Annotated in this window: 22 protein-coding genes; 10 read left to right on the top strand and 12 right to left on the bottom strand. The window is 55.9% G+C overall.

Annotated features, from left to right (window positions below; translation table 11 throughout):
• The first annotated feature begins 75 nt into the window (after nucleotides 1-75).
• On the top strand, nucleotides 76-1,257 hold the full coding sequence (locus THINI_RS02005) for a pyridoxal-phosphate-dependent aminotransferase family protein (RefSeq protein WP_002707015.1): 1,182 nt from the start codon (nucleotides 76-78) through the stop codon (nucleotides 1,255-1,257).
• An 80-nt stretch (nucleotides 1,258-1,337) separates the two neighbouring features.
• Here THINI_RS02005 and ilvC read toward each other — a convergent pair whose 3' ends face one another.
• From ilvC to ilvB, 3 genes are read right to left on the bottom strand one after another with little or no spacing between them, the layout of a single operon-like run.
• Entirely contained in the window at nucleotides 1,338-2,348 is a 1,011-nt protein-coding gene (gene ilvC, locus THINI_RS02000) for a ketol-acid reductoisomerase (protein ID WP_040839863.1), read from the bottom strand.
• 36 nt (nucleotides 2,349-2,384) lie between these two features.
• Entirely contained in the window at nucleotides 2,385-2,879 is a 495-nt protein-coding gene (gene ilvN, locus THINI_RS01995; protein WP_002707013.1) for an acetolactate synthase small subunit, read from the bottom strand.
• An 8-nt stretch (nucleotides 2,880-2,887) separates the two neighbouring features.
• The gene (gene ilvB / locus THINI_RS01990; RefSeq protein ID WP_002707012.1) at nucleotides 2,888-4,588 is read right to left on the bottom strand and encodes a biosynthetic-type acetolactate synthase large subunit; all 1,701 of its coding nucleotides are present in this window, start codon (nucleotides 4,586-4,588) and stop codon (nucleotides 2,888-2,890) included.
• Nucleotides 4,589-4,854: 266 nt separating this feature from the next.
• Between ilvB and THINI_RS01985 the strand changes: the two genes are divergently transcribed.
• The 3 genes from THINI_RS01985 (at nucleotide 4,855) to THINI_RS01975 (ending at nucleotide 6,079) form a co-directional block, all read left to right on the top strand.
• Complete coding sequence (locus tag THINI_RS01985) at nucleotides 4,855-5,127, top strand: EF-hand domain-containing protein (RefSeq protein WP_002707011.1); 273 nt, start codon at nucleotides 4,855-4,857, stop codon at nucleotides 5,125-5,127.
• Nucleotides 5,128-5,226: 99 nt separating this feature from the next.
• Nucleotides 5,227-5,568, top strand: a complete 342-nt coding sequence (grxD, locus tag THINI_RS01980; RefSeq protein WP_002707010.1) for a Grx4 family monothiol glutaredoxin — start codon at nucleotides 5,227-5,229, stop codon at nucleotides 5,566-5,568.
• Nucleotides 5,549-6,079: a GlcG/HbpS family heme-binding protein gene (locus THINI_RS01975; protein ID WP_002707009.1), complete on the top strand. Its 531-nt coding sequence runs from the start codon at nucleotides 5,549-5,551 to the stop codon at nucleotides 6,077-6,079. The genes grxD and THINI_RS01975 overlap by 20 nt, the downstream gene beginning before the upstream one ends.
• 50 nt (nucleotides 6,080-6,129) lie before the next feature.
• Here the strand turns inward: THINI_RS01975 and THINI_RS01970 are convergent, their stop codons facing one another.
• The 7 genes from THINI_RS01970 to carA all read right to left on the bottom strand — a co-directional run bounded on the left by THINI_RS01970 (nucleotide 6,130) and on the right by carA (nucleotide 13,288).
• The gene (locus tag THINI_RS01970) at nucleotides 6,130-6,564 is read right to left on the bottom strand and encodes an antitoxin Xre/MbcA/ParS toxin-binding domain-containing protein (RefSeq protein ID WP_002707008.1); all 435 of its coding nucleotides are present in this window, start codon (nucleotides 6,562-6,564) and stop codon (nucleotides 6,130-6,132) included.
• A gap of 2 nt (nucleotides 6,565-6,566) precedes the next feature.
• Complete coding sequence (locus tag THINI_RS01965; RefSeq protein ID WP_245536560.1) at nucleotides 6,567-6,809, bottom strand: segregation and condensation protein A; 243 nt, start codon at nucleotides 6,807-6,809, stop codon at nucleotides 6,567-6,569.
• A 138-nt stretch (nucleotides 6,810-6,947) separates the two neighbouring features.
• Entirely contained in the window at nucleotides 6,948-7,691 is a 744-nt protein-coding gene (locus THINI_RS01960; RefSeq protein ID WP_002707006.1) for an adenosylcobinamide-GDP ribazoletransferase, read from the bottom strand.
• Between the two features lie 112 nt (nucleotides 7,692-7,803).
• Entirely contained in the window at nucleotides 7,804-8,412 is a 609-nt protein-coding gene (gene cobC / locus THINI_RS01955) for an alpha-ribazole phosphatase family protein (protein ID WP_002707005.1), read from the bottom strand.
• Nucleotides 8,412-8,897 carry a transcription elongation factor GreA gene (gene greA / locus THINI_RS01950; RefSeq protein WP_002707004.1) on the bottom strand — a complete coding sequence of 162 codons (486 nt, stop codon included), beginning with the start codon at nucleotides 8,895-8,897 and terminating at the stop codon, nucleotides 8,412-8,414. The genes cobC and greA overlap by 1 nt, the downstream gene beginning before the upstream one ends.
• 16 nt (nucleotides 8,898-8,913) lie before the next feature.
• Nucleotides 8,914-12,135 carry a carbamoyl-phosphate synthase large subunit gene (carB, locus tag THINI_RS01945; RefSeq protein ID WP_002707003.1) on the bottom strand — a complete coding sequence of 1,074 codons (3,222 nt, stop codon included), beginning with the start codon at nucleotides 12,133-12,135 and terminating at the stop codon, nucleotides 8,914-8,916.
• A gap of 13 nt (nucleotides 12,136-12,148) precedes the next feature.
• On the bottom strand, nucleotides 12,149-13,288 hold the full coding sequence (gene carA, locus THINI_RS01940; protein WP_002707002.1) for a glutamine-hydrolyzing carbamoyl-phosphate synthase small subunit: 1,140 nt from the start codon (nucleotides 13,286-13,288) through the stop codon (nucleotides 12,149-12,151).
• Nucleotides 13,289-13,541: 253 nt separating this feature from the next.
• Between carA and THINI_RS01935 the strand changes: the two genes are divergently transcribed.
• Nucleotides 13,542-14,549, top strand: a complete 1,008-nt coding sequence (locus tag THINI_RS01935; protein ID WP_002707001.1) for a polysaccharide biosynthesis tyrosine autokinase — start codon at nucleotides 13,542-13,544, stop codon at nucleotides 14,547-14,549.
• Here the strand turns inward: THINI_RS01935 and dnaE are convergent.
• Nucleotides 14,546-18,073, bottom strand: coding sequence for a DNA polymerase III subunit alpha (gene dnaE / locus THINI_RS01930; protein WP_002707000.1), 3,528 nt, complete (start codon nucleotides 18,071-18,073; stop codon nucleotides 14,546-14,548). The two genes, THINI_RS01935 and dnaE, sit on opposite strands and share 4 nt — an antisense overlap.
• 175 nt (nucleotides 18,074-18,248) lie before the next feature.
• Here dnaE and THINI_RS01925 point away from each other — a divergent pair, with 175 nt between their 5' ends.
• The 5 genes from THINI_RS01925 (at nucleotide 18,249) to THINI_RS01905 (ending at nucleotide 23,990) form a co-directional block, all read left to right on the top strand.
• The gene (locus THINI_RS01925; protein WP_040838977.1) at nucleotides 18,249-18,641 is read left to right on the top strand and encodes a VOC family protein; all 393 of its coding nucleotides are present in this window, start codon (nucleotides 18,249-18,251) and stop codon (nucleotides 18,639-18,641) included.
• The gene (locus THINI_RS01920) at nucleotides 18,638-18,958 is read left to right on the top strand and encodes an MGMT family protein (protein WP_002706998.1); all 321 of its coding nucleotides are present in this window, start codon (nucleotides 18,638-18,640) and stop codon (nucleotides 18,956-18,958) included. Before THINI_RS01925 ends, THINI_RS01920 begins: the two co-directional genes overlap by 4 nt.
• An 88-nt stretch (nucleotides 18,959-19,046) precedes the next feature.
• Nucleotides 19,047-19,910, top strand: a complete 864-nt coding sequence (locus THINI_RS01915) for a hypothetical protein (protein ID WP_002706997.1) — start codon at nucleotides 19,047-19,049, stop codon at nucleotides 19,908-19,910.
• A gap of 18 nt (nucleotides 19,911-19,928) precedes the next feature.
• Nucleotides 19,929-21,422, top strand: coding sequence for a hypothetical protein (locus THINI_RS01910; protein WP_002706996.1), 1,494 nt, complete (start codon nucleotides 19,929-19,931; stop codon nucleotides 21,420-21,422).
• A 123-nt stretch (nucleotides 21,423-21,545) separates the two neighbouring features.
• Nucleotides 21,546-23,990 carry a tetratricopeptide repeat-containing protein kinase family protein gene (locus THINI_RS01905; protein WP_002706995.1) on the top strand — a complete coding sequence of 815 codons (2,445 nt, stop codon included), beginning with the start codon at nucleotides 21,546-21,548 and terminating at the stop codon, nucleotides 23,988-23,990.
• A 13-nt stretch (nucleotides 23,991-24,003) separates the two neighbouring features.
• Here THINI_RS01905 and ggt read toward each other — a convergent pair whose 3' ends face one another.
• Entirely contained in the window at nucleotides 24,004-25,668 is a 1,665-nt protein-coding gene (gene ggt / locus THINI_RS01900; RefSeq protein WP_002706994.1) for a gamma-glutamyltransferase, read from the bottom strand.
• Nucleotides 25,669-25,740 lie beyond the last annotated feature (72 nt).

Raw genomic sequence — 25,740 nt, 5'->3', positions numbered from 1 at the left:
CTGTAGGGGCGTATTGCATACGCCCTTTCCCGTAGTATCATCCCGTTTTTGCCGAGATAAAGAGTGACCCGACGCATGACTGCAAAATCTTTTCACCCGCCTGTCCGCACCCTGATGGGGCCTGGCCCTTCCGATGTCAGCCCACGTGTGCTGGAAGCCATGGCGCGCCCTACCATTGGCCACCTCGACCCTGCATTTGTCGGCATGATGGATGATGTCAAGGGGATGCTGCAATACGCCTTCCAGACCAAAAACGAGCTGACCATGCCGGTTTCCGCACCAGGCTCAGCAGGGATGGAAACCTGTTTCGTCAACTTGGTGGAACCAGGCGACAAGGTAATCGTGTGCCAGAACGGCGTATTCGGCGGGCGCATGAAGGAAAACGTCGAGCGTTGCGGCGCAACCCCCATCATGGTGATGGACGACTGGGGCAAGCCGGTTGACCCCAACAAGGTGGAAGATGCCCTGAAGACCCATCATGACGCCAAGCTGGTTGCCTTCGTGCACGCAGAAACTTCCACCGGCGCGCAATCCGACGCGCAAACCCTGGTGAAACTGGCGCATGACCACGATTGCCTGACCATCGTCGATGCCGTCACCTCACTCGGTGGCACGCCCCTCAAGGTCGACGAATGGGAAATCGACGCCATCTATTCCGGCACGCAAAAGTGCTTGTCCTGCGTCCCCGGCATTTCCCCGGTCAGTTTCGGCCCCCGCGCCGTGGAACGCATCAAGAACCGCCAAAGCAAGGTGCAAAGCTGGTTCATGGACATGAACCTGGTGATGGGTTACTGGGGCGGTGGGGCCAAACGCGCCTACCACCACACTGCGCCGATCAACACCCTGTATGCTTTCCATGAATCCCTGGTAATGTTACAGGAAGAAGGGCTGGAAAACGCCTGGGCGCGCCACGCCCACAACCATCAGGCACTGAAGGCTGGGGTCGAGGCAATGGGCTTGCAGTTCGTGGTAGATGAAGCTTACCGCTTGCCGCAACTGAACTCAGTCACCATTCCAGAAGGCGTGGACGAAGCTGCCGTGCGTGCTGAGCTGCTCAACCGTTACAGCCTGGAAATTGGTGCGGGTCTGGGCGCGCTAGCCGGGAAAATCTGGCGTATCGGCCTCATGGGTTCCACCAGCAACCAGAAAAACGTGCTCAACTGTCTGGGTGCGCTGGATGCGGTGCTGTCCGACATGCGTGCGCCGATCAAGTCCGGCGTGGCTGTGGCTGCCGCCAAAGCAGTATTCGCAGAGTAACACCCAAGAAAGCGACTTGCCGCCGCGTGCGGGAACAAGGATTGGGAAGGGGGGAGGCTTCTCCCCTCCTCCCGGCTTGATCAGTTCTTGGACTTATCCACGATTTTCTGAATCCACGGCATCATTGCACGCAATTTTGCACCAGTCGTTTCAATCGGGTGCGCTGCGTTGTTACGACGGTAAGCTGTCATGGATGGATAACCCATCGCGCCTTCAGTGACGAACATTTTCGCATATTCACCGTTCTGGATACGCTTCAGCGCATTGCGCATGGCTGCGCGGGACTGGTCGTTAATGACTTCAGGGCCAGTCACATATTCACCATATTCCGCATTGTTGGAAATGGAGTAGTTCATGTTGGCGATACCGCCTTCGTACATCAGGTCAACGATCAGCTTCAGTTCATGCAGACACTCGAAGTAAGCCATTTCCGGTGCATAACCGGCTTCGGTCAGGGTTTCAAAACCGGCCTTGACCAGCTCAACCGCACCACCGCACAGCACAGCCTGCTCGCCGAACAGGTCGGTTTCGGTTTCGTCCTTGAACGTGGTTTCGATGATGCCGGTACGGCCACCGCCGATAGCGGAAGCGTAAGAAAGCGCCAGATCTTTTGCCTGACCGGAAGCATTCTGCTGGATAGCAATCAGATCAGGAATCCCACCGCCTTTTACATACTCGTTACGGACAGTGTGGCCTGGCGCTTTTGGCGCAATCATGATTACGTCCAGGTCAGCGCGTGGCACAATCTGATTGTAGTGGATAGCAAAACCATGCGCGAACGCCAAAGTAGCGCCCTGCTTCAGGTTTGGCTCAATTTCCTGGCGGTACAGCTGGCTCTGGAATTCATCCGGAGTCAGCACCATGACGACATCGGCAGCAGCCACCGCTTCAACAACAGACGCCACTTTCAGGCCGGCATTCTGCGCTTTAGCGACGGATGGGGAATTCATGCGCAAACCCACGGTGACATCAACGCCGGAATCCTTCAGGTTGCAGGCATGGGCATGGCCCTGTGAGCCATAACCGATGATGGAAACCTTCTTGCCCCGGATAATGGAAAGGTCAGCGTCTTTGTCGTAGTAAATATTCAGTGCCATGTTAATACCTTAAATCAATCAAATACTTTATTAAACACGTAAAGCTGTTTCGCCGCGCGCAATGCCCATGCTGCCGGAACGCACCACTTCCACGATGCGGAATTCCTTCAGCGCGTTGACGAAAGCATCCAGCTTGCTACGGTCGCCGGTCAGCTCGATCGTATACATCTTGTCAGTCACGTCGATGATGTTGCCACGGAAAATATCCGCGAGGCGTTTAACCCCTTCGCAGGCGGAGTTCTTGTCCACAGCCACCTTGATGAACATCATTTCGCGTTCGATATGCGAGTTCTGGTAAAGATCCATGACCTTCACCACGTCAATCAGCTTGTGTAACTGCTTGACGATCTGTTCGACAATTTCCTCGCTACCGCGCGTCACCAAGGTCATGCGCGACAGGGTTGCATCCTCAGTGGGCGCAACCGTCAGGGATTCAATATTATAGCCACGGGCAGAGAATAATCCGGCCACGCGCGACAACGCGCCAGCCTCATTCTCCATCAGGATGGAAATTACATGCCGCATTTTGTCACCTATACCAGAATCATTTCATTGTGGCCCGCACCGGCAGGCACCATCGGGTAAACGTTGTTTTCCTGCATGGTGATGAAATCCATGAACACCAGACGGTCTTTCATAGCCAGCGCCTCCTTGATCGCGCCTTCCACATCACCCGGCTTCTCGATACGCATACCGATGTGGCCGTAAGCTTCCGCCAGCTTGACGAAATCTGGCAGGGCATCCATATAGGAGGAGGCGTAACGCTTCTGGTAGAAGAATTCCTGCCACTGGCGCACCATGCCGAGATAGCCGTTGTTCAGGGTCAGAATCTTGATCGGCAGGCGGTATTGCAGGCAGGTCGCCAGTTCCTGGATACACATCTGGATACTGCCATCGCCGGTAACGCAACCAACGGTTTCATCCGGGAATGCCATCTGCACGCCCATCGCGGCAGGCAGACCGAAGCCCATGGTGCCGAGGCCACCGGAATTGATCCAGCGGTTGGGCTTGTTGAAGCGGTAATACTGTGCCGCCCACATTTGGTGCTGGCCTACGTCGGAACAGATATAAGCGTCGCCACCGGTCAGTTCCCAGAACTTTTCAATGACAAACTGGGCGCGGATTTCGCCCCCCATATCCTGGTTGTACTTAAGGCAGTTGGCCTTGCGCCATTCGTCGATCTGTTTCCACCACTCTGCCAGCGCGGCAGCGTCAGGGCGTTCCTTGCGGCTGCGCAGCTCTTCCAGCAGGTCAGTGATGACGTGTTTAACATCACCCACAATCGGCACATCCACCTTCACGTTCTTGGAAATGGACGCAGGGTCAATGTCGACATGGATGATCTTGGCATACGGGCAGAATTTTTCGATATTGCCGGTAACACGGTCGTCGAAACGCGCGCCAATCGCAATCACCAAGTCGGCATGGTGCATGGCATTGTTCGCTTCGTAAGTACCGTGCATACCCAACATGCCAACGAACTGCTTGTCATTGGAGGGGAATGCGCCCAGACCCATCAGGGTCTCGGTAATAGGGAAACCCAGTTCATGGGTGAACTCGGTCAGCTCATACGCAGCGCCAGACAATACCACCCCACCACCGGTATACAGCACCGGTTTTTTGGCTTCCAGCATCAGGTCAATCGCGCGGCGCACCTGACGCTTGTTGCCCTTGTAGGTCGGGTTGTAGGAGCGCATGGTGATTTCCTTGGGATAATGGAACTCACAACGCGCCGTGGTAATATCTTTCGGAATATCTACCAGTACCGGGCCGGGGCGGCCAGTGCTGGCAATATAGAAGGCTTTCTTGATGGTGGTAGCCAGTTCCTTGACATCCGTCACCAGGAAATTGTGTTTGACGCACGGGCGGGTAATGCCCACGATGTCGACTTCCTGGAAGGCATCATTACCAATCAGGTGACGCGGCACCTGACCGGTGAACACCACCAGTGGCACAGAATCCATATAGGCATCGGCAATCCCGGTCACGGCATTGGTAGCCCCTGGGCCAGAAGTCACCAGCGCCACGCCTGGCTTGTTGGTTGCCTTGGCATAACCTTCGGCTGCGTGCACAGCCCCCTGTTCATGTCTTACCAGGATGTGGTTGACTTTATCCTGCTGCTTGTACAGCTCATCATAAATGAACAGCACAGCCCCACCGGGATAACCAAAGATGGTTTCAACCCCTTCCTCTTTAAGACACTCGACGAATATCTCGGCACCGGTCAGTTCCACACTAAACTCCGTAAATCGCTAATGGCGAGGGAAAAGATTCGCATCATAATACGGATTATTCGGAAATACACCCCTGAAGGTTTACGATTATTGCTTTTTTCAAGGATCGAACCATGGAAACAAAGTAGACGCTTGTTCATCTTGCGTTATCCACAACAATAATATTCTGGGTTTATGGAAAAATAAATTTTCCGGATAATCGCTTTAACGCTAACTGTATATAAAACCACGTTGAACCACAACCAAACTGACAATAGGGGCATAACATGAACAAGAAAACATATCTGACCAGCACCCTGCTTCTGCTGACCTTACTCCTGTCCACCGGCGTTCCCGCCCGGCAACACGCCACCGACCCAGATTTCGCCCGCCTGGATACCAATAGCGACAACCTGATTTCCTGGGATGAATACGCGGCCCGCAACCCGACATCGGGCAGGATCAACCCACGGCGGATTTTCGACAATGTCGATACCAACCTTGATGGCTACATTGACACTGGAGAATTCGCGGCCATGAAGAAGCGCCGCAAGCAATAAGGTGGCCAACCACTATCCCGCATGGAATCTGGCGTTTATTTATTTCAGCCAACAGGTAGAATGTAATCCATTGGAACTACATCAAAGAGGACTATTGGCATGAGCGCATTGGATCGTATCGATCAGGCAGTCAAAGACAACCCTGTCATTATTTTCATGAAAGGCACACCGCAATTGCCGCAGTGCGGTTTTTCCAGCCGCGCCGCCCAGGCACTGATGGCGTGCGGCGAGCAGTTCGCCTACGTCAATGTGCTGCAAGACCCGGAAATCTTTCAGGATTTGCCCCAATATGCCAACTGGCCAACATTTCCTCAAGTTTACATCAACGGGGAATTGATTGGCGGTTGCGACATTACCCTGGAAATGTACCAGAGTGGCGACCTACAAAAGATGGTCAAGGAAGCTGTGCAAGGTGACAGCCATGAAGACAGTGCTGCCTGATAGCCTGAAACCCTTGCTGGTTTGCGCCTCCCTATTTTTGGCGGGTGGCGCAAACGCTGAGGAAACGGCTGAAAAGCCAGCCGACGCCATTGCGGTCAAACAGATTTCGATGGAACTGGCGTTGGATATTGCCCGTGAATCCGTGCTGGCCTGCCGGGAAAAAGGCTATAGTGTCGCCGCCGTAATCGTTGACCGCAGTGCCAATGTACAGGCATTACTGCGCGATACCCTGGCAGCACGCTTCACCACCCAGATTGCGGAAGAAAAAGCCAACGCAGTCATCCTATCGGGTGTCAACTCCAGCGAATTCCGCGCCAATCGTGCCGACATCAAGGATGAAATGAACCAGGTTGACGGGATAATGGTGCTGGACGGCGGGCTTAAAATCGAAGCGGGCGGCTCACTGTTAGGCGCTGTCGGTGTAAGCGGCGCGCCGGGTGGCGATAAAGATGCGGAATGCGCCCAAGCAGCCCTCGACAAGCTGGCTGAACGCCTCGAATTCATGGAATAACAGACTTAGAGACAAGAAAGGCTTGATTATTCAAGCCTTTCCATCAATTCTTAAGCGGCTGCTTTGCCAGCTTGGGAGGCTGCATGGAGCGCATCATTAATCGCATAGCCGTAGGCGCAGTCCACTTCAATACGGATTTTCATCAAACCATCCGCACCCTCTTCCAGCATCACCGCCAGTGGTGTGCGGCGTTGGAAGCGGCGGTGTGGTTTGCGTAACCACAAGACGCGCATCTGGCTGCTGAACGGGAAAGTAGTGCGCAAGGCATCAGCAATACCTACGATATGCTCAATCCGGTTCAACATCTCTGGCGTTTGTGGGAATGCCTTGTCGCCATTACGGTACATGGCCAGATGACGGGGGCGTACCTCCGAGTCAAGCCCCAAGATCAGCAGCATTTCTTCCCCACTGATGTTCCATTCATCCATGTGGCGGACAACAGCTTGCGTCAGGGCTTGCATTTCTTCTGTTGAAAACTGTGACATGGTTAATCCTTGGTTTTAAGCCCCTGGATAGGGACAACATTGGTAGTGCGTGGCTCATCAACAAAGTGTGGCCGGTCGCGGACGTCAATACCTGCTGCCTGAGCCAGCTCACGTTCACGCGCGGAAATCAGGTCGAAACACTTTTTGACATCCTCAACCGTTTCATCTGACAGAGGGTAACGCAGCGCGGAATCAGACGGTGTAAGGTCACGGATGATTTTGGCCAAGGTTTTACGCATTGCCATTAAAACGCGTTTTTCTGTAGAGAAATGTTCTTCGGACATAACGACGGAGCCTTCAAACCGGTAAAAATGTTTAACGTATCCTATCATCAACACTAATACCATACCACCAAGGTGGGGATTAGGGCTAAAAACCCCTAATCAGGCACTGATGGCAGCAGCAAACAAACCGATGGTTTCCAGTAGTACGATCATCGCACCAATCGAATCCCAGGTCAGACCGCCGCAGGTCTGCTTCATGCGAAAGCGCACAACCACCAACATGACAAACATGATAAACATCGGAATACCCACCACCAGCGCAACCGGTACGGCCATCAACAACCATATAAACAAGCCAGCATAAGGAAATTCGATACGAAATTCGTGAGCAACAGCTTCATTGGGCGCGATCGGGGTGAAACCGATCAAGGCAACGACCAATAGCCGTGCCGCCACCGGAGCCATCATGATATAGGGCCAGACCTTGTACTCGATCAGCACGGAAAGCGCGGCAAACTTGATCATCATGATCAGTGCCATCACCCCCATCACCCCAAGGTGCGGGGAAACTGAGGATAATGCGCCCTCCTGTGCTTCCCCTTTCACCTGACAGCGTGCACCAAATACCCAGGAACTGATACTGCGCGCCAATGCATCCAGATGGTGCAATTCACTGGTGAACATCCACACAGTCAACAGGATAACGGAAGCCAGCATGGGTTCCAGGGTTTCGAGTTTCCAAGCCGTCACCGCCAGCACCAGCCCCATCAATGCGCCAATAATGGGGAACCAGATCAACCCACGGCCTTTTTCCTCAGCGGAAAAACTGCTGACAGCAGGCACAGGCAGCAGTGTCAGCACTGACAGAGCCACCAGTAGGGAACGGAAAAATACTGTTATCATATCCGCCAGTGCCTGCACCCAAAAAATCGGAAAAAACCACCTTTACCTGTTTTTCTATAAGCCCCCACGGTGAAGTCCAGCGCCGCTAAAGCAAAACAGGGAACAGCGGCAATCAGCAGCCATGGGACAACAGGCTAGCCCAATGGCCACCACGGTCACGTAATACCCGCAGGCGTGTCAATGCGCCGTGTTCGATGTTCAACGCCAGCAAACGTTCGTCAGGCATAAGTAAAACATGTGCCAAAATAACGCGGATGACGCCCGCATGGGTAACGGTTAACACCCGCTCCCCGCGGTAAGCGTGCGGCAATTCCGCCCAGGCATCCAAAACCCGGGCGCGGAAATCGCCGAAGCTTTCCCCGCCTTCCGGCGTCACCTGGGCAGGGTTCGCCCACCACTGTGCCAATTGCTCGGGGTGGGTTTCCATGACCTGTTGCGGGGAACAGCCCTCCCAAGCACCGAAATGGATTTCCTGCAAGCGCTCATCCCGCACCAACGGCAAGTCATGTTTCTCGGCAAGCCATTCAGCAAATGCCGCGCATTGCATTTTTGGGGAGGTGACGATAGCATCCCAATCCGGCTTGCCGCGCCCTATGCACTGCTTGAGTTGCTTCCAGCCCGGTTTGCTGAGGGGCGTTTCCAGCTCACCGCAAAAAACGTCACCGGCTTCCACCGCGCCGTGTTGCAGCAGGCCGATGTGAGTAATGCTGTTGTCTGGCACTATTTGTAACTGACTTCGATAATTTCATATTCGCGGATGCCGCCGGGAGCCTGCACCACTGCCACATCGCCTTCTTCCTTGCCAATCATGGCGCGGGCAATCGGGGTAGAAACCCCGACACGGTTCTGCTTGATGTCAGCTTCAATGTCCCCGACGATCTGATAGGTGATACTGTTGCCGGACTCGACTTCCTCCAGCTCAACCGTAGCACCGAACACGACCTTGCCAGGGTTGGCAGCCCCAACCACGGCAACGTCGATCACTTGCGCCATCGACAAGATGCCTTCCAGCTCCTTGATGCGGCCTTCACAGAAACTCTGCTGCTCGCGGGCAGCGTGGTATTCCGCATTTTCCTTCAGGTCGCCATGTTCACGTGCTTCGGCAATCGCCTGGATGATGCGCGGGCGCTCTTCGGTTTTTAGGCGTTGCAACTCGGCTTTCAAACGCTCTGCGCCCTGGGCTGTTATAGGTGGTCTGGTACTCATATCTCGTTTCGGTTCCTTATTGTGCTATTACCCGGTGCAAATCCTGTAAACAATATACTTGTTCACTGTCAGTATAGGCCATTGCCCTACACAAGGCGCGCGCGCCTGCGATCGTGGTGGTGTAAGTGATCTTGTGTTGCAAGGCTTCGCGACGGATCTCGAATGAATCGCGGGTAGATTGCTCGCCTTCAGTCGTGTTGACGATCAGGTCAATTTCCTCATTCTTGATCATGTCGACGATATTGGGGCGACCTTCACGCATCTTGTTGACGACTTCGCACTGGATGCCCACGTTTTGCAATTCACGCGCCGTACCACGGGTGGCGACGATTTTGAAGTTTTGCGCAGCCAGCAGTTCGCCCACTTCCTTCAGGTGCTTGCGGTCGGCTTCGCGCACACTGACGAAGGCCACGCCGGATGTCGGGTAGTTTTCACCGGCAGCATACTGGGCTTTGCCGAAGGCTTCCGCAAAACTTTTGCCGACACCCATGACTTCACCGGTGGATTTCATTTCCGGACTCAGGATCGGGTCAACGCCGGGGAACTTGATGAACGGGAATACCGCTTCCTTGACGGAGTAGTAGGATGGAATGATTTCGTTCAATGCATTCTGGTCGGCCAGCGTCTGGCCTGCCATGCAGCGGGCCGCCACTTTTGCCAGCGGGCGACCAATTGCCTTAGATACGAACGGCACGGTACGGGAAGCACGCGGGTTGACTTCCAGAATGAAAATTTCGTCATTCTTGATCGCAAACTGGGCATTCATCAGGCCGACGACATTCAGTGCCTTGCCCATGCGTACCATCTGCTCACGCAACTCATCCTGCACCACTGGTTTCAGGGAGTAAGGCGGCAATGAGCAAGCCGAGTCACCGGAGTGAATACCGGCCTGTTCGATGTGCTGCATGATGCCGCCGATCAGGACGTTTTCACCGTCACAAATGGCGTCCACATCGACCTCCACCGCATCATCCAGATAGCGGTCGAGCAGCACCGGGGAGTCATTGGAAACGGACACCGCCGTATTCATGTAGCGGCGCAGTTCATTCTCGTGGTAAACAATTTCCATCGCGCGGCCACCGAGTACGTAGGACGGGCGTACTACCAGCGGGTAGCCGATTTCATCCGCCAGACGCACAGCTTCATCCAGACTGCGGGCGGTGCGGTTAGGTGGCTGCTTGAGGCCGAGTTTGTTGATCAGCTGCTGGAAACGCTCACGGTCTTCGGCAAGGTCAATGGAATCCGGGGAGGTACCGATAATAGGCGCGCCCAAAGCTTCCAGGTCGCGTGCCAGTTTCAGCGGGGTCTGGCCACCGTATTGCACGATCACGCCCACCGGCTTTTCCAGCTCAACGACTTCCATCACGTCTTCCAGCGTCAGTGGCTCGAAATACAGACGGTCAGATGTATCATAGTCGGTGGAAACCGTTTCCGGGTTACAGTTGACCATAATGGTCTCAAAGCCATCTTCACGCATGGCAAGTGCGGCATGGACACAGCAATAGTCGAATTCGATACCCTGTCCGATACGGTTCGGGCCACCGCCCAACACCATGATTTTCTTGCGATCAGTCGGGTTGGATTCGCACTCTTCTTCGTAAGTGGAATACATGTAAGCCGTATTGGTGGCGAATTCTGCCGCGCAGGTATCCACCCGCTTGTAGACCGGGCGTACATTCAGACGCTGACGTGCGGAACGCACGGCCTTTTCGGTTTCATGCGTCAAGTCGGCAATACGACGGTCAGAGAAACCCTTGCGCTTCAGCATAAACATCTCTTCAGCGGAAATGTCGTTGAGAATGCGCTCTTTCAGGCCATTTTCCAGATCGACCAGTTCCTTGATTTGCACCAGGAACCACATGTCGATGCTGGTTTGTTCAAATACTTCTTCCAGTGTCATGCCAATGCGGAAAGCGTCACCCACATACAAAATTCGCTCGGAACTGGCCTCGGTCAGTTCACGACGGATAATGTCTTTGGCATCCGGGTCTTGCAGGTCAACACGCTCGTTCAACCCATCGATACCGGTTTCCAGACCCCGCAGGGCTTTCTGGAAAGACTCCTGGAAAGTACGGCCAATCGCCATGACTTCACCAACCGACTTCATTTGGGTAGTCAGGCGCGGGTCGGCATTAGGGAATTTTTCAAACGTAAAGCGCGGAATTTTGGTAACAACGTAGTCGATGGATGGCTCAAATGATGAAGGTGTCACCCCGCCGGTAATTTCATTACGCAGCTCATCCAGGGTGAAACCGACTGCCAGCTTGGCTGCAACCTTGGCGATCGGGAAACCGGTTGCCTTGGAAGCCAGTGCGGAAGAACGCGATACGCGCGGGTTCATTTCGATGACGACGATACGACCGTTGTTCGGGTTAACCGAAAACTGTACGTTGGAACCACCGGTATCCACGCCGATCTTGCGCAACACCGCCAGCGAAGCATTACGCAGCAACTGGTATTCCTTGTCGGTCAGGGTCTGCGCCGGGGCTACCGTGATGGAGTCACCGGTGTGGATGCCCATCGGGTCAAGGTTTTCGATGGAGCAGATGATGATGCAGTTGTCGTTGCTGTCACGCACAACTTCCATCTCGTATTCTTTCCAGCCGAGCAGGGATTCTTCCAGCAGGACTTCGGTGGTCGGGGACATGTCCAGCCCACGCGCCACAATGGTTTCAAATTCCTGCTTGTTGTAGGCGATACCGCCGCCGCTGCCGCCCATGGTGAAAGACGGGCGGATAACGGTAGGAAAACCGAGTTCGGCCTGCACGGCACGGGCTTCTTCCATGCTATGGGCAATGCCGGAGCGGGCGGATTCGAGGCCGATTTCGTCCATCGCAACGCGGAACTTCTGGCGGTCTTCCGCCATGTCGATGGATTCTTCCTTGGCGCCGATCATTTCCACATTGAATTTTTCCAGCACGCCGTTGCGGGCCAGATCAAGGGCACAGTTGAGCGCGGTCTGACCACCCATGGTAGGCAGGATTACATCAGGACGCTCTTTTTCGATGATTCTGGCAACCGTTTCCCAGCGAATCGGCTCAATGTAGATCGCATCGGCCATGTTGGGGTCGGTCATGATGGTCGCCGGGTTGGAGTTGACCAGAATGACGCGATAGCCTTCCTCACGCAGTGCTTTACACGCTTGCGCGCCGGAGTAATCGAATTCACACGCCTGACCGATGATGATCGGGCCTGCACCAATAATCAGGATACTGTTAATGTCCGTTCTTTTAGGCATGATCTCTCACCAATCAGTTCTTTGCGGTACGCATCATGTCAATGAAGCGGTCGAATACAGGTGCTACGTCGTGCGGGCCGGGGCTGGCTTCCGGGTGCCCCTGGAAGCTAATGGCCGGGCAGTCGGTACGTGCAATGCCCTGCAAGGTTCCATCGAACAGGGAGCGGTGAGTGGCCCGCACATTGGGCGGAAGCGTGGTTTCATCGACAGCGAAACCGTGGTTCTGGCTACTGATCATGACGTGCTTGTTATCCAGATCCTGTACCGGGTGGTTTGCGCCATGATGGCCGAACTTCATCTTGATGGTTTTTGCGCCACTGGCAAGTCCAAGTAACTGGTGGCCGAGGCAGATACCAAAAGTTGGCACTTTCTTTTCCAGCACTTCCTGAATCGCAGTGATTGCGTAATCACATGGTTCCGGGTCGCCGGGGCCGTTGGACAGGAATACGCCATCCGGATTCATTGCCAGCACTTCGGATGCAGGTGTTTGCGCCGGTACGACCGTCACGCGGCAGCCACGGTCAACCAGCATACGCAGGATGTTGGTTTTCACACCGTAATCATACGCAATCACATTGAACTCGGCGGACACTTCGGTAGAAGCGCGCGGCGTGTTAGGGTCGAGCTGCCAACTGCCTTGCGTCCAGACGTAGGGTTCGGCAACGGTTACTTCCTTGGCCAGATCCATACCTTTCAAGCCAGGGAAAGAACGGGCGGCATCCAGGGCTACGGCTTCATTGAGATTTTCACCGGCAACGATGCAGCCACGTTGTGCACCTTTTTCGCGCAGGATACGGGTCAGGCGGCGTGTGTCGATGTCAGCAATCGCCACGATATTGTTACGGGCAAGGTAATCCGGCAGGGATTTTTGCGCGCGCCAGCTGCTGTAAACAGCAGGCACATCGCGCACGATCAGGCCGGCAGCATGTACCTGGGTGGATTCGGTATCTTCCGGGTTAACGCCAACATTACCGATATGGGGGTATGTCAGGGTAACAATCTGGCGTGAATAGGATGGGTCGGTGAGGATTTCCTGGTAACCGGTCAGCGCTGTATTAAAAACCACTTCACCCGTGGTCTGGCCATCACAGCCAATAGAACGCCCGCGAAAGACACTCCCGTCTTCCAGCACCAGCAGTGCTTGCTTGTTCAAAAGGACCTCCGAAGTCTACATACGAAACGGGATGAGGCGTGCTCATCCCGTGAAATCTGTAGGAGGGCATTTTACTCCCTGCCTGTCGGAGTGTCCATGCACGGATTCATTGAAACTTAATGCTTCCAGCACAATCTATTAATGCAAGCGGATGATTTACCTCTATCTGCATTGCACGACAATCATGCAAATTATTTTTTCTTATGTATAATCAGAGAAATTAGGGCTAATGGGGATTCGCGAGGTTACAATCATGCAAAAGGGGCTGCCTGACAGAAAATCCAATCTGTCACAGGAAGGGGGGTTTGTACATGTGCCGGCTTTTGACGCCGACACATCCTTGCTTGAAGAGCTGGACAAGTTACGGGTTATTTTCAAACGGCGGGAAAAAACCATCCTGGGTGTCTACTTGGGAGTGTTCCTGTTGAGCTTGTTCCTGGCCGAAGCACTAAACCCCGATTTGTCCAGAAATTTCACTTTGAGCTTTATTTTGGGGATTTGCTGTGGCCTCATCGCCGGGTTTATCCGCGAAGGCTCTGATTCCGTCATCAAAAACCGCGACATGTTGGCGCGGGTATTGCCACTACCCTTGCTAGGCATGGCGCCCGCCATCGGCAAAAAGGCTGGTAATTATGCCTTCCAGACAGCCAACGACAGCGATTCCGTGGTAGCCCATGCATTCCGCTCACTGCGCAACAACCTGATGGTGGTCACCCAGCAGAACCCGCCCAAGGTAATCAACATTACCAGCACGGACGCCAGCGAAGGCAAAAGCAGCACCAGCATCAACCTGGCCACTGCTTTTGCACAATCCGGCAAAAAGGTATTGCTGATTGATGCGGATTTGCGCCGCCCAACTTTACACACACACTTTGAACTGGATAACACCAAGGGGCTTGGTCATTATCTGGCGGGTCTGAATGAACTCGCCCCCCTAACCCGGGCTACGCCTATTCCCGGCCTGCATGTTGTCACTTCCGGCCCACTTACACCCCATGCAGTCGAACTGCTCTCAGGTAGCCGCCTGAACCAGTTGATTGAACAGGCCGAAAAAGGTGAATCCGGTTTTGACCTGATCGTGATTGACTCGCCACCGGTGCTCGGGCTGGCGGACGCGCTGCTGATCGGCAACCGCGTGCACGCTACCCTGTATGTGGTTGCTTGCCATGAAACCCGCCGTGCACCCCTGCGGGCTGCTTATGAACGCCTGTTACAGGCACGTACCAATATCGCCGGTGTGGTTATGACCAAGGTGCGCTAAAACACCAAGGCGATGTTGTCCTTGCCAAATGTTTGCCGTAACTGGCGCAAGCCTGCGTCATCAAGAGGTACAGTCCACTGCCCCGCCAACCGGATTTCTGCCTGCGCCTGCGGGGTACGGTATTCCACGGCTATGGGGAAACTGGCCGTTTGTGCGGGCTTAAGCAGCTTGTGCAGATTGCCCAGCCCATTATCCCGCACCTGACTGGCGTCTAACCTCAACAGCAACTTGCGCAGGAAATTTTCCCGCACGGATTGCATGCTATAGATTTTTTCTACCCGCAAGCGGGTTTTACCGGTGCGTTGGTCGGTGTCGAGCGTGCCTTCCAACACGATGCAGGCATCCTTTTCCAGCAAATGCCCGTACTGGCCGAAAGTATCGGTAAAGACCAGTATTTCGTAGTAAGCCGTATTATCGTCCAGTTGCACAAAGGCGCGCTTACCGTTGTCCGTATGCTGGGTACGGATGCTGGAAACCAGCCCAACCAGCATCACAGGCTCACGGCGGTACTTTGTGGCACCATCGTCTTCGGCAATGTCGGAAAGTTTCTTACGGTTGCCCAAGCCAGCGATTTCCTCGGTGTATGCATCCAGCGGATGCCCGGTGAGGAACAAACCCAGCGTTTCCTTTTCCAGCTTGAGGCGTTCTTTTTCGGGGAATTCCGGCAAAGCTGGCATGTAAGCTTCGGGCACATCTTCCTTCACCCCGCCGAACATGCCGCCGAACAGGTCGGTTTGCCCGGTTCCCTGGTCGCGGTGATGCTGTTCCGCCATGCGCAGGGCTTCGGGCAGGAATTCGAGCATTGCACGGCGGGTTCCGCCCAGGGAATCGAATGCACCCGACTTGATCAGGGTTTCCAGCACACGGCGGTTGACCTTCTGCGAACTACAGCGTTTGCACAAATCGGCCAGGGATGTAAACGGGCCGTGCTGGTTGCGTTCCTCGACCATGACGCTGAGTGCCGCCTCCCCTGCCCCCTTGACCGCACCAAGACCGTAAATAATGCGGTTCTGCTCATCGACCGTAAACATGAAGTCGGAACGGTTGATGTCAGGTGGCAAAACGGTCAGTTTGAACTGGCGGCAATCATCCAGCAAGGTTACCACTTTCTCGGTATTGTCCATATCCGCCGACAATACCGCTGCCATGAACGCCGCTGGATAATGCGCCTTAAGCCACGCTGTCTGGAAGGCAACCAGTGCGTAGGCTGCGGAGTGTGACTTGTTGAAGCCGTATTCCGCGAATTTTTCCATCAGGTCGAAGATGAAACCGGCCTGATTTTCGTCGATGTTGTTGGCGCGCGAACCCTCCATGAAGATGGTACGCTGCTTGGCCATTTCCTCCGGTTTTTTCTTACCCATCGCACGGCGCAGCATGTCCGCACCACCCAGCGTGTAATTCGCCAGGATCTGCGCGATCTGCATGACCTGTTCCTGATAGACGATAACCCCGTAGGTCGGCTTCAGGACTTGTTCCAGACTGGGATGTGGGTATTCGACCTTAGCGATACCTTTCTTACGGTTGATGAAATCGTCCACCATGCCCGACTGCAAGGGGCCTGGGCGGAACAGCGCCACCAGCGCGATAACATCCTCAAACACGTCCGGTTGCAGGCGGCGGATCAGGTCTTTCATACCGCGTGATTCGAGCTGGAACACGGCGGTGGTTTTCTGCGCCTTGAGCAGGTCGAAGGATGCCTTGTCATCCAACGGGATGCGGTTGATGTCGACTTCAGGCAGACCTTTCGCTTTCTGCTTGCGGTTGATGGTCTGAAGCGCCCAATCAATGATGGTGAGGTTACGCAAGCCGAGGAAGTCGAACTTGACCAGACCCACGCCTTCCACATCATCCTTGTCGTATTGGGAAACAACCCCCTGCCCAAATTCGTCGCAGGCAATCGGGGTGAAATCGGTCAGGTCGGACGGTGAAATCAGCACCCCACCCGCGTGCTTGCCGGTGTTGCGGGTCAGACCTTCGAGGGAAATTGCCATATCCAGCAATGCCTGGACTTCCTCATCCCGGTTATAAAGTTCGATCAGATCAGGGGAAACACGTTCGGGGTCTTTTTTGGCCTTTTCGGTACGGTCCAGCGCATCTTCCAGCGAAATGCCGAGCACAAACGGGATTAGTTTCGCCACCCTGTCGACAAAGCCATACGGATGCCCCAGCACCCTGCCCACGTCGCGCACCACCGCTTTCGCCGCCATCGAACCGAAGGTGATGATCTGCGACACCTGATTGCGCCCGTAAGTGCGCGCAACATAGTCAATCACTTTGTCGCGGTTATCCATGCAGAAGTCGATATCGAAGTCAGGCATGGAAACCCGTTCCGGATTGAGGAAACGTTCAAACAGCAGATCATAGGCCAGTGGGTCAAGGTCGGTAATTTTCAGCGCATACGCCACCAGTGAACCAGCACCGGAACCACGCCCCGGCCCCACCGGAATGCCGTTGTCCTTGCCCCACTGGATAAAGTCCGCAACGATCAGGAAGTAGCCGGGAAAACCCATCTTGTTGATAACATCAAGCTCAATCTTCAGACGTTCATCGTAGGGCTTGCGCTTTGTCTCAAACCCGGGCGTACCGCGCGGAAAGTCATGGCCGAACAGGAAATCAAGGCGTTTTTCCAGCCCTTCTTCACTGGCCTGGCAAAAATATTCGGCCTCAGTCATGCCTTCCGGAATCGGAAATTGTGGCAGGTAGTTTTTACCCAAGGTCAGGGAAACGTTGCAACGCTTGGCAATTTCCACCGTATTTTCAATCGCGGAAGGAAGGTCAGCAAACAGCTCCACCATTTCCCCAGGGCTGCGCAGGTATTGCTGGGGGCTGTAATTCTTCGGACGTTTGGGGTCGATCAGCACATTGCCACTATTGATGCATACGCGAACTTCGTGTGCATCGAAGTCACCTTCCGTCAGAAAACGCACGTCATTGGTGGCAACCACCGGCACATCATGGGCAAGCGCCAGTTCCACGGCGGCGTGGATGTAGTCCTCCTCACCTTCTCGCCCGGTACGTTGCAGTTCCAGGTAGTAGCGCCCGGGGAAAGCCTGTAGCCACTCCTGCATACGGCGCTCCGCCAGCTCCGTATTGCCCGCCAGCAATGCCTGCCCGACATCGCCGTCACGCCCGCCGGAAAGCATGATCACGCCATCGCTGAATTCCGTGATCCAGCTGCGTTGCACACGCGGCACATTCAGCACCTGCCCCTGCTGCCAGGCACGGGAAATCAGCTTAGTCAGGTTGCGGTAGCCGGTATTGTTCTGGCACAGCAGAATGGCGTGAAACAATGTATCACCACCCTGCTCGTCAGCCAGCAACACATCCGCGCCGAATACGGGTTTGATCCCCGCACCCATGGCCGCCTTGTAAAATTTCACCAGACCGAAGAAATTGTTCTGGTCTGTGATCGCGACGGCGGGCATACCCTGTTTTTCGATCGCTTTCATCAACGGCTTGATGCGGATGGTGCTGTCAATGAGGGAATATTCGGTATGCAGGCGCAGGTGGACGAACTGGGTCATGAATTGGGTTACTCGCAAACAGCGGGGTTACAGGCGAACATCATAAAGCGGGAGGCTCTTGCTTTCCAGCAGCGTGCCAAAAACCTGCCCACCAAAATGCTAACGAAAAAATTTCCCACAAAACCGGACAGCCATGCCAGAATATCAAAGCCCACTCCCCGGAACCCAAGCAGCCATGGACAACCCACCCAACCTGTACGCCCTGCACCACGTCAGCATCATTGTCAGCGATACTAAGCGCGCGCTCGGCTTTTACCATAAGCTGCTCGGCTTGGGGGTAGACGCATCCCGCCCCGACCTCGGCTACCCCGGCGCATGGCTCAACATCAACGGTAACCAGCAAATCCACCTGCTGGAAGTCCCCAACCCGGAAACCGGCCTGACCCGCCCTGCCCATGGCGGGCGCGACCGCCACCTGGCACTGTGGAGCACTGACCTCAATGCCATCGCCCAACGCCTGCAAGCGGCGGGCATCCCCATCAGCCGCAGCCAATCCGGCAGGCAAGCGTTGTTCTGCCGCGACCCGGATGACAATGCAGTGGAAATCATCCAGCATCTGCCCGTATGAATACGGCCAGCAAGCACCAGCGTATTTACGCCATCGTGCGTAAAATTCCACCAGGCAGCGTCGCCACCTACGGTGATGTGGCCACCTTGGCCGGGCTACCTGGCCACGCCCGGCTGGTTGGCTATGCCTTGCACGCCTTGCCGGAGTTCACCGATGTCCCCTGGCAGCGCATTATCAATGCAAAAGGAGGCATCAGCCTCGGGCGCGCTTACCCTGGCGGCGAACTGCATCAGCGCCACCTGCTGGAAGCCGAGGGCATAGCATTCGACGCCAATGGCAAAATCGACCTGAAACGCTTCCGCTGGCAACCCGTTTAACCCGCCTCTGCGCTATACTCAAGCATACTTGGCGTACATGACTCTTGGACATCGCAAACAACCACCAAGCAACTGTGAGGGAATATCCATGAAAGATTCGATTTATGCCGTCATGCTGGGGGCTATTGCCCTGTTATCAGCCTGTGATGGTGGTAAAACGGAACAGCCCGCCCCCAACCTGCCCCCAACCGGCAAAATGGAAACCAACAACGCACAAACCCGCTGTTTCTCGCTAATGGAAGGAAAAGACCTCACTGCCGTCCAACTCCAGCAAGACGGTAACGCCATTTCCGGCTACTTCATTTGGGAACCGTTTGAAAAGGATGGTGCACACGGTGTGCTCAACGGCGAAATCAACGACGGCCTGATCAAGGCCAGCCACACCTACATGATCGAAGGCTCCATCCAGATGGAAGAGACCTATTTCAAGCTGGAGGGCGATCAACTCCTGCAAGGCACCGGCGATCTGGTCAATGACAACGGCATTCTGGTCGTCAAGGATCCCACCAGCCTGCAATTTACTGCCCCGATGGACGAAACCGACTGCGCCAACCTCCAGCAATCCATCAGCAATGCCGAGCAAATTGCCGCTGCCATCGAGGAGCAAAGTGGCAATAATGGCCTCGACCTCGGCATGTTGGGTGAAAACCTGGTCGGCGACTGGCAATCCACCCAAGACCCCAAAGCCCGCCTGTCCATCAACGAAAGTGCCTACAGCAACATTTACGACGGCAAACCGCTGGACTCCAGCCCCTACGAGGTACTGGCATCCTGCCCCGAAACCTGCGGCCAGGCAATCGCGGAAATGCCCTGCCTGCAACTCAAAGGCCAAGACGCCATGTGCTACTCCATCCTCAACGCTGACGGAGAAACCCTGGAACTTTCCCTGGTCAGCGGTACGGGCAACACCAACCAATATCAGCGCATCAACGCCGCCGCCCAACAACCGTAAACCTGGGAGGATTTCATCATGGCCCCAAAACTCACCACCATGACCCTGGCGCAAGCGGATGGCTGGTATGCCCAGCACCCACAGGAACGTTACGACCGCCCGCTGGCCCCATCCCTGTACGACATCAACCCGGCGGCAGCGCAGGTATTGTGGAAAGATTCCAGCCTCAAAACCAACCGCAGCCTGGTCACCAAGGAAATCGAGGTTGGCGGCAAGCAGGAAGAAGCCTTTACCCACGTCCACACAGAGCAGGACATACGCCTGATTGCCTACAACAACGACTGGAAAACCAAACAGCGTGACCTGTCGCGCTTCATCCTGCCGGGCGAATGGTATATCGGCTCCTCCCACCACAACCCTGGCAACCGGCAGATTACCCAGCCCATTTTTCTGGATGAGGAAAAAGGCGTGGAAATGCTCAAGTTCAGCATTACCCACGTCCGCAACTACATCGGCGTGGCCGAAGGCATGGTCGCCACTGACAGCCCACGCAGCTACGCCAACCAACACTCGGCAGGCCATGTCAACCCCAAGGACTACCCCTCGCTGCTGTGGCGGGTCAAATTTCTCGGCAACATTGGGCCAGGCGAACAGCGCGCCTACATCAACAATATCCGCACCTGGGCGATGCTGCTGCAAAAAGTCACCAAATTCCCGCCCGACTACAATGGCAATGACAACCTGATGACCAACACCTACGCCAAGGTGATGGAGTTCGGCGGCTATGTCATGAACGCCGTGCTCGGTGACCGCAACGCACTGGCGGAACTGCACAGCCAGGCCGAACAGGTGTATTGCTCCGAAGCAGGAATGCACCTGGCCCTTAACCTTGGCCTCAACGCACCGCTGAACCAGGCCAGCGTCAACGCCCTGTTCGGGGCTGGCAAATGGACTAAAGTCCAACCCATGCTTAACGAAGGCGCTGATTTCTGGAAAAACGGCAAGCACTTGGATTATTACGGCAACGGCTCCGACAGCTTCATGCAGAATTCCGAACAGAACCGACTGGTAGAAATGGAACCCGCCCCTGACTGGCTACAGCCACTCAAGGATCGCCTGCCCGGCAGGCCACTGGCCGGCGGCGGGCTGGTGTTCCGCCCATGGGACACAGCAGACATGATCGACCATTTTGTCAAGACCGCCATCCCCCGCCAGCAACGGGAAACCTGGGATGTCTCCAACGCCCAGGCAGAACTGTTGCTGTGGCTACGGCCAGGCATCTTCCACTCCATGGGGTTCAGCCGCAGCAACCCACCGCCGCCTGAACTGGTGATGCTGTTCGATACGCTAGTGGGTAAAATCCGCAAAAATTACCCCTCCTACGATGCGCTACGCGCCGCCATTGCACCAGAACTGGCGGCAGCCCACCAGATCGTCGCGCCGAAAGCACAGGGCGCGGGCGCGTTCGTTCCACCCCACATGGTAACCACCATCCGTGGCGACGCCGACGAACTGATTGCGCTTGAAGCAGTCGGGCAATTGTTCCACGAAAGTGCGCTGAAAAAGAAATAGGGTCGGGGAATGGGTAGGCGATGGGGAATAGAGGGGGGCATCTGAAAATGTGCGGAAACGATACAATCTCCGTATAATCACCCCATTTTAACGACCACCGGCGTCAATTCGCGGGAGTTTTCAATGCCTTTCTCCAACCAGCCTATCCTGGAAACCAGTAAACCGCAGGATTTGCCCCTCCTGCAAGAGCGCTACGCCCTACGCCGTTGCATGGCGGAAACAGCGCTCGGCAAGCTTTACTGGGCACAGGACATGAAGCCTGCCGAGGGTAGCAACCAGACCAACGTACTGGTTTTTACCCTGCTGCCCGCGCTGGCACAAAACCCGGTGTTTGAACAGGTTTTTGGCCATGTACTCCCTACCTACCAGAAGCCCGTGCCGGGTATGCCGCAGGTCAGCGATGACGGCAAAACCCCGGAAGGCATCCGCTGGATGGTCATACCCAGCATTGGCGGCATGTTGCTGTCTGAACGGCTGGCGGAACTGGATGAACGCGGCATGCCAATACCAGACACCACAGAACTGCTCGACAGCCTTGCCAGCACCATCGCCAACCAGCGTCCGGAAGGCATTTTCGGCTACCTGGAACCGGGTTCCATCCTGCTGGGCGAAAAAACTCCCTGCCTGTTGACCGCGCCAGTCGCTGCCGCCTTACGCTCCGCTTATAACAACAACCACGGCGACCGCCACCGCCAGACCCTGCATTCCGGCTACATCAGCCCGGAAGTGTTGCTGGGCGACCTGCCCACATCCGAAGATGACACATTCTCGATGGCTTGCATCGCCTATCACCTGCTACAAGGCGAACCGCCATTCGGCAAGCAAAGCACCCTGGAAGCCACTGTGCGCAACCTTTCCCCGGCCAGCATCCGCAAGTTGCGCCCTGACGCCTGGCAAGTGCTGCAACAAGGGCTGAACCTGAAACGCGCCGCACGCCAGAAAACCCCCACTACCCTGCTGCGCGCCCTGCAACGCACACAAAAGCGCAAACTGATGCTGCCCGCTGCCGCCCTGGTCGCCGCCGGGACTGTCGCCATCAGCACTTATCACCTGCTCTCCAGTTGGGGGCTTTCCGGCGGCAAACCGGCAGAGCCGACGACTGAGACGGCAGTCAACGTTACCGCTCCTGCCTTGCAGGAAAACACCCCTGCCGAGACTGCCGCCCTGGTCGACGAAAATGCCCCCACACCAGCACTGGATCAGGAAAGTGTCCAGCGCGAACGTGACAAACTTGCCGCTGAAACTGCTGCCGCCCGGCTTGAAGCCGAACGCCTCGCCGCCGAAGCAGCCGACAAGGATATCAACAGCTTGCAGGACAAGGCCGCCGACGCCATCCGCAAGGGCAAACTGGTCAGCGAAGACCCGGATACCCCAGCCGCGCTTGACTACCTGCGCAAAGCTGTCGCACTGGAACCGGACAACATCAAGACCCGCAAATTGCTGGCGCAAATGGTCAACGGCCAGCACGCCGAAACCGAAAACCTGCTGATACAAGGCCAAGCCGAAGAAGCTGGTAAATTGCTGGCCGCTACTGACCGGCTGATTACCGAATTCACCCTGGCTGACAGCCTGAAACGCCAGGTCAGCCTGGAAACCGAAGCCGAACAAGCCAAACGCAAAGCCGCCCTGAGCGCTGAAAATAACGGCGAGCCAGATACGGCAAAAGCCGCAGATGCCGATAAAAATACCACCGACGCCAACGCCGAAACCGCAGACACAAACACCACCCAATACCTGGAACGCGCCCGCCGTGCCATCGGTTACGGCAACCTCAACTCTGGCGATGAACGCAGCGAAAGCGCCGTCGCCTACCTCAGTACCTTGCTGGAAAAATCCCCCGGCCAATCGGAAGCACTCAAGCTGATGGAGAAGCTTGTCACCCTGCAACAGGAAAAAGCCGTTTCCTACTTGGGCAAGCGCGACACCGAAACCGCCCGCAGCTGGCTCGACGAGAGCCAGTCCCTGATCGGCAAATACAAGCTGGATGCGTTGGTGGAAGAACAAATTGCGCTGGAAAAACGTTACCGGGAAACCCTGGCGATGGGCATTTTCAAGCCGGGCGAAGAACCGGCAAGCGTCAGCCCCCCCCCCGTGGCAACGCCTACTCCAACAGCAACTGCCGTACCAGCGCCACCCGCCGTGCCCAATAGCATTGGCTACCCGTCGACACCACCCGAACCGGCTACCGTTCCCCCAACCCTGCCAACCGCTGGCGGCGAAATGACGCCCACAAACACATCTTCGGCAACCATCACCGCGACCCCATCCGCCCCGGTAGCGCCGATGGAAGTCAGCGTACCGGATGACATCCCGGTACAAGGTGCACTGGAGATTCCCGCTGATACCTCCATCACACCGTTGCCCCCACCCACCACGGAATTGCCACCGGTACAACTTGACGCTCCGCCAGTTGCTGCCCCGGCTTACGACCCAGCCCCCGCCACGGTCACGTTTGAAGTGCCTGAGGACAACGGCAACACCTTCACCCCGGACGTACCCAACCTAATGGAAGTGCCGCTGGATGTGATCAAGGAAGGCTTGTCAGCAACGGACGGGCAAAACCAGTAGCACGGCACCCTAATCAGTAGGCGACTGTCGCCGCCTGCCCTATCCCACGGCCATCAGAAGCGGCATCCACAGTGCCAGTTTGCTTGTCGAGGATGACTGCTTGCATGTTACCCCAAGCGTCATCCTGCGGTGACAGGCTGTGCCCCATGCTTTCCAGCTCAAACAGGGTATCGGCATCCAGTGCTTCCGGCTCATACTGGATGCTGTCGGGCAGGTATTGGTGGTGGAAACGCCTACGGTTGACGATGCGGCTAGCGTTTTCCCCATTGGCAAATGCCTGCGTGCCCAACAGCAGCATGGTGATGATACGGCTGCCACCCGGCGTACCGAGAATGGCGATGCGTTTGCCATCTTCCAGAAAAGTTGGCGTCATGCTGGAAAGCATCCGCTTGCCCGGCTCGATAGCGTTGGCTTCCGCACCTACCAGACCGTAGACATTCGGCGTACCGGGGCGAATGGAAAAATCATCCATTTCATTGTTGAGCAATACACCGCTTCCCTTAGGCATGAAGCCGGAACCAAACGGGTAATTGATGGAAAGCGTGGCGGCCACACGGTTACCATCCTTGTCCAGGATCGAGAAATGGGTGGTGTTCATGCCCCTGCCACTGACGCCTGGCGCAACCGGTTTCAGATCCGCACTGGGGGTAGCCTTGTCATCCTGTATGGACGCGCGCAACCGGGCAGCATGGTCTGCACCCAGCAGACGCTGCGTGGGTATTGCCACGAAATCCGGGTCGCCAAGGTATTCGGCGCGGTCACGGTAGGCGCGGCGCATGGTTTCAACCTGCCAGTGGGTGCGCTGGGCTGCCGCTGCTTTCGGCAGGTCGTAGGCGGAAAGCATATTGAGCATTTCCAGCAACACAATGCCGCCGGAGGATGGCGGTGCGGCGGTGGTGACCTTGATGCCGTGGTATTCGCCCCGGATGGGTTCGCGTTCTTTAACCCGATAGTTTTTCAGGTCGTCCAGCGACCAGATGCCGCCCGCCGCCTTGACAGCGGCAACCATTTGTTCGGCGAATTCACCTGCGTAAAATCCGGCGCGGCCTTTTTCCGCCAGCAATTCCAGGGTTTGGGCCAGTTCGGGCTGGCGAATGGTATCCCCGATGTCCGGCAACTTGCCAGCGGGGAGCAGGATACGGCTGGTTTCAGGGTACTTGCGCAGCAGCTCCTGACGAAACGCCAGATGGCGGCGCATGGCCTTATCGACCGGGAAACCCTCCCGCGCCAGCTGGATGGCGGGAGCCAGCGACTCGCGCAGCGGCAGCTTGCCGTAGTGGCTGGCGAGGTAATCCAGTGCTGCAGGCACGCCGGGAATGCCTGCGGCCAGTGGGCCTTCCAGGGAGGCATTGGGAATGGGTTCGCCCGTTGTATCCAGGTACATGTCGCGGGTGGCAGCGGCAGGCGCGGTTTCGCGCCCATCCAGCATGGTTTCAAAGCCATCTTCGGCGCGGTGAAGTAACCAAAAACCGCCCCCACCCAGCCCGGAACCATACAGCTCGACCACGGCCAGTGCGGCAGCGGCAGTGATGGCAGCGTCGAAAGCGTTGCCACCCTTGGCAAGCGTTTCTTTGGCAGCGGTGGTCGCCAACGGGTGCGCGGTGGCGATTCCGGCGTCAGCAGCCCATGCAGCGGTGGGCACTATTGCCCAGAGAATAATGGCCAGCAGGTATTTCATGTGTTTCACTCTATTTGGCATCACCCACCCGTTTTAGCATTTTGTTTACATCCTGTTCCAGATTAATTCTTC

The organism is Thiothrix nivea DSM 5205, from assembly GCF_000260135.1.
Classification (GTDB): Bacteria; Pseudomonadota; Gammaproteobacteria; order Thiotrichales; family Thiotrichaceae; genus Thiothrix; species Thiothrix nivea.
This window is presented reverse-complemented; position numbering and strand designations above follow the sequence as displayed.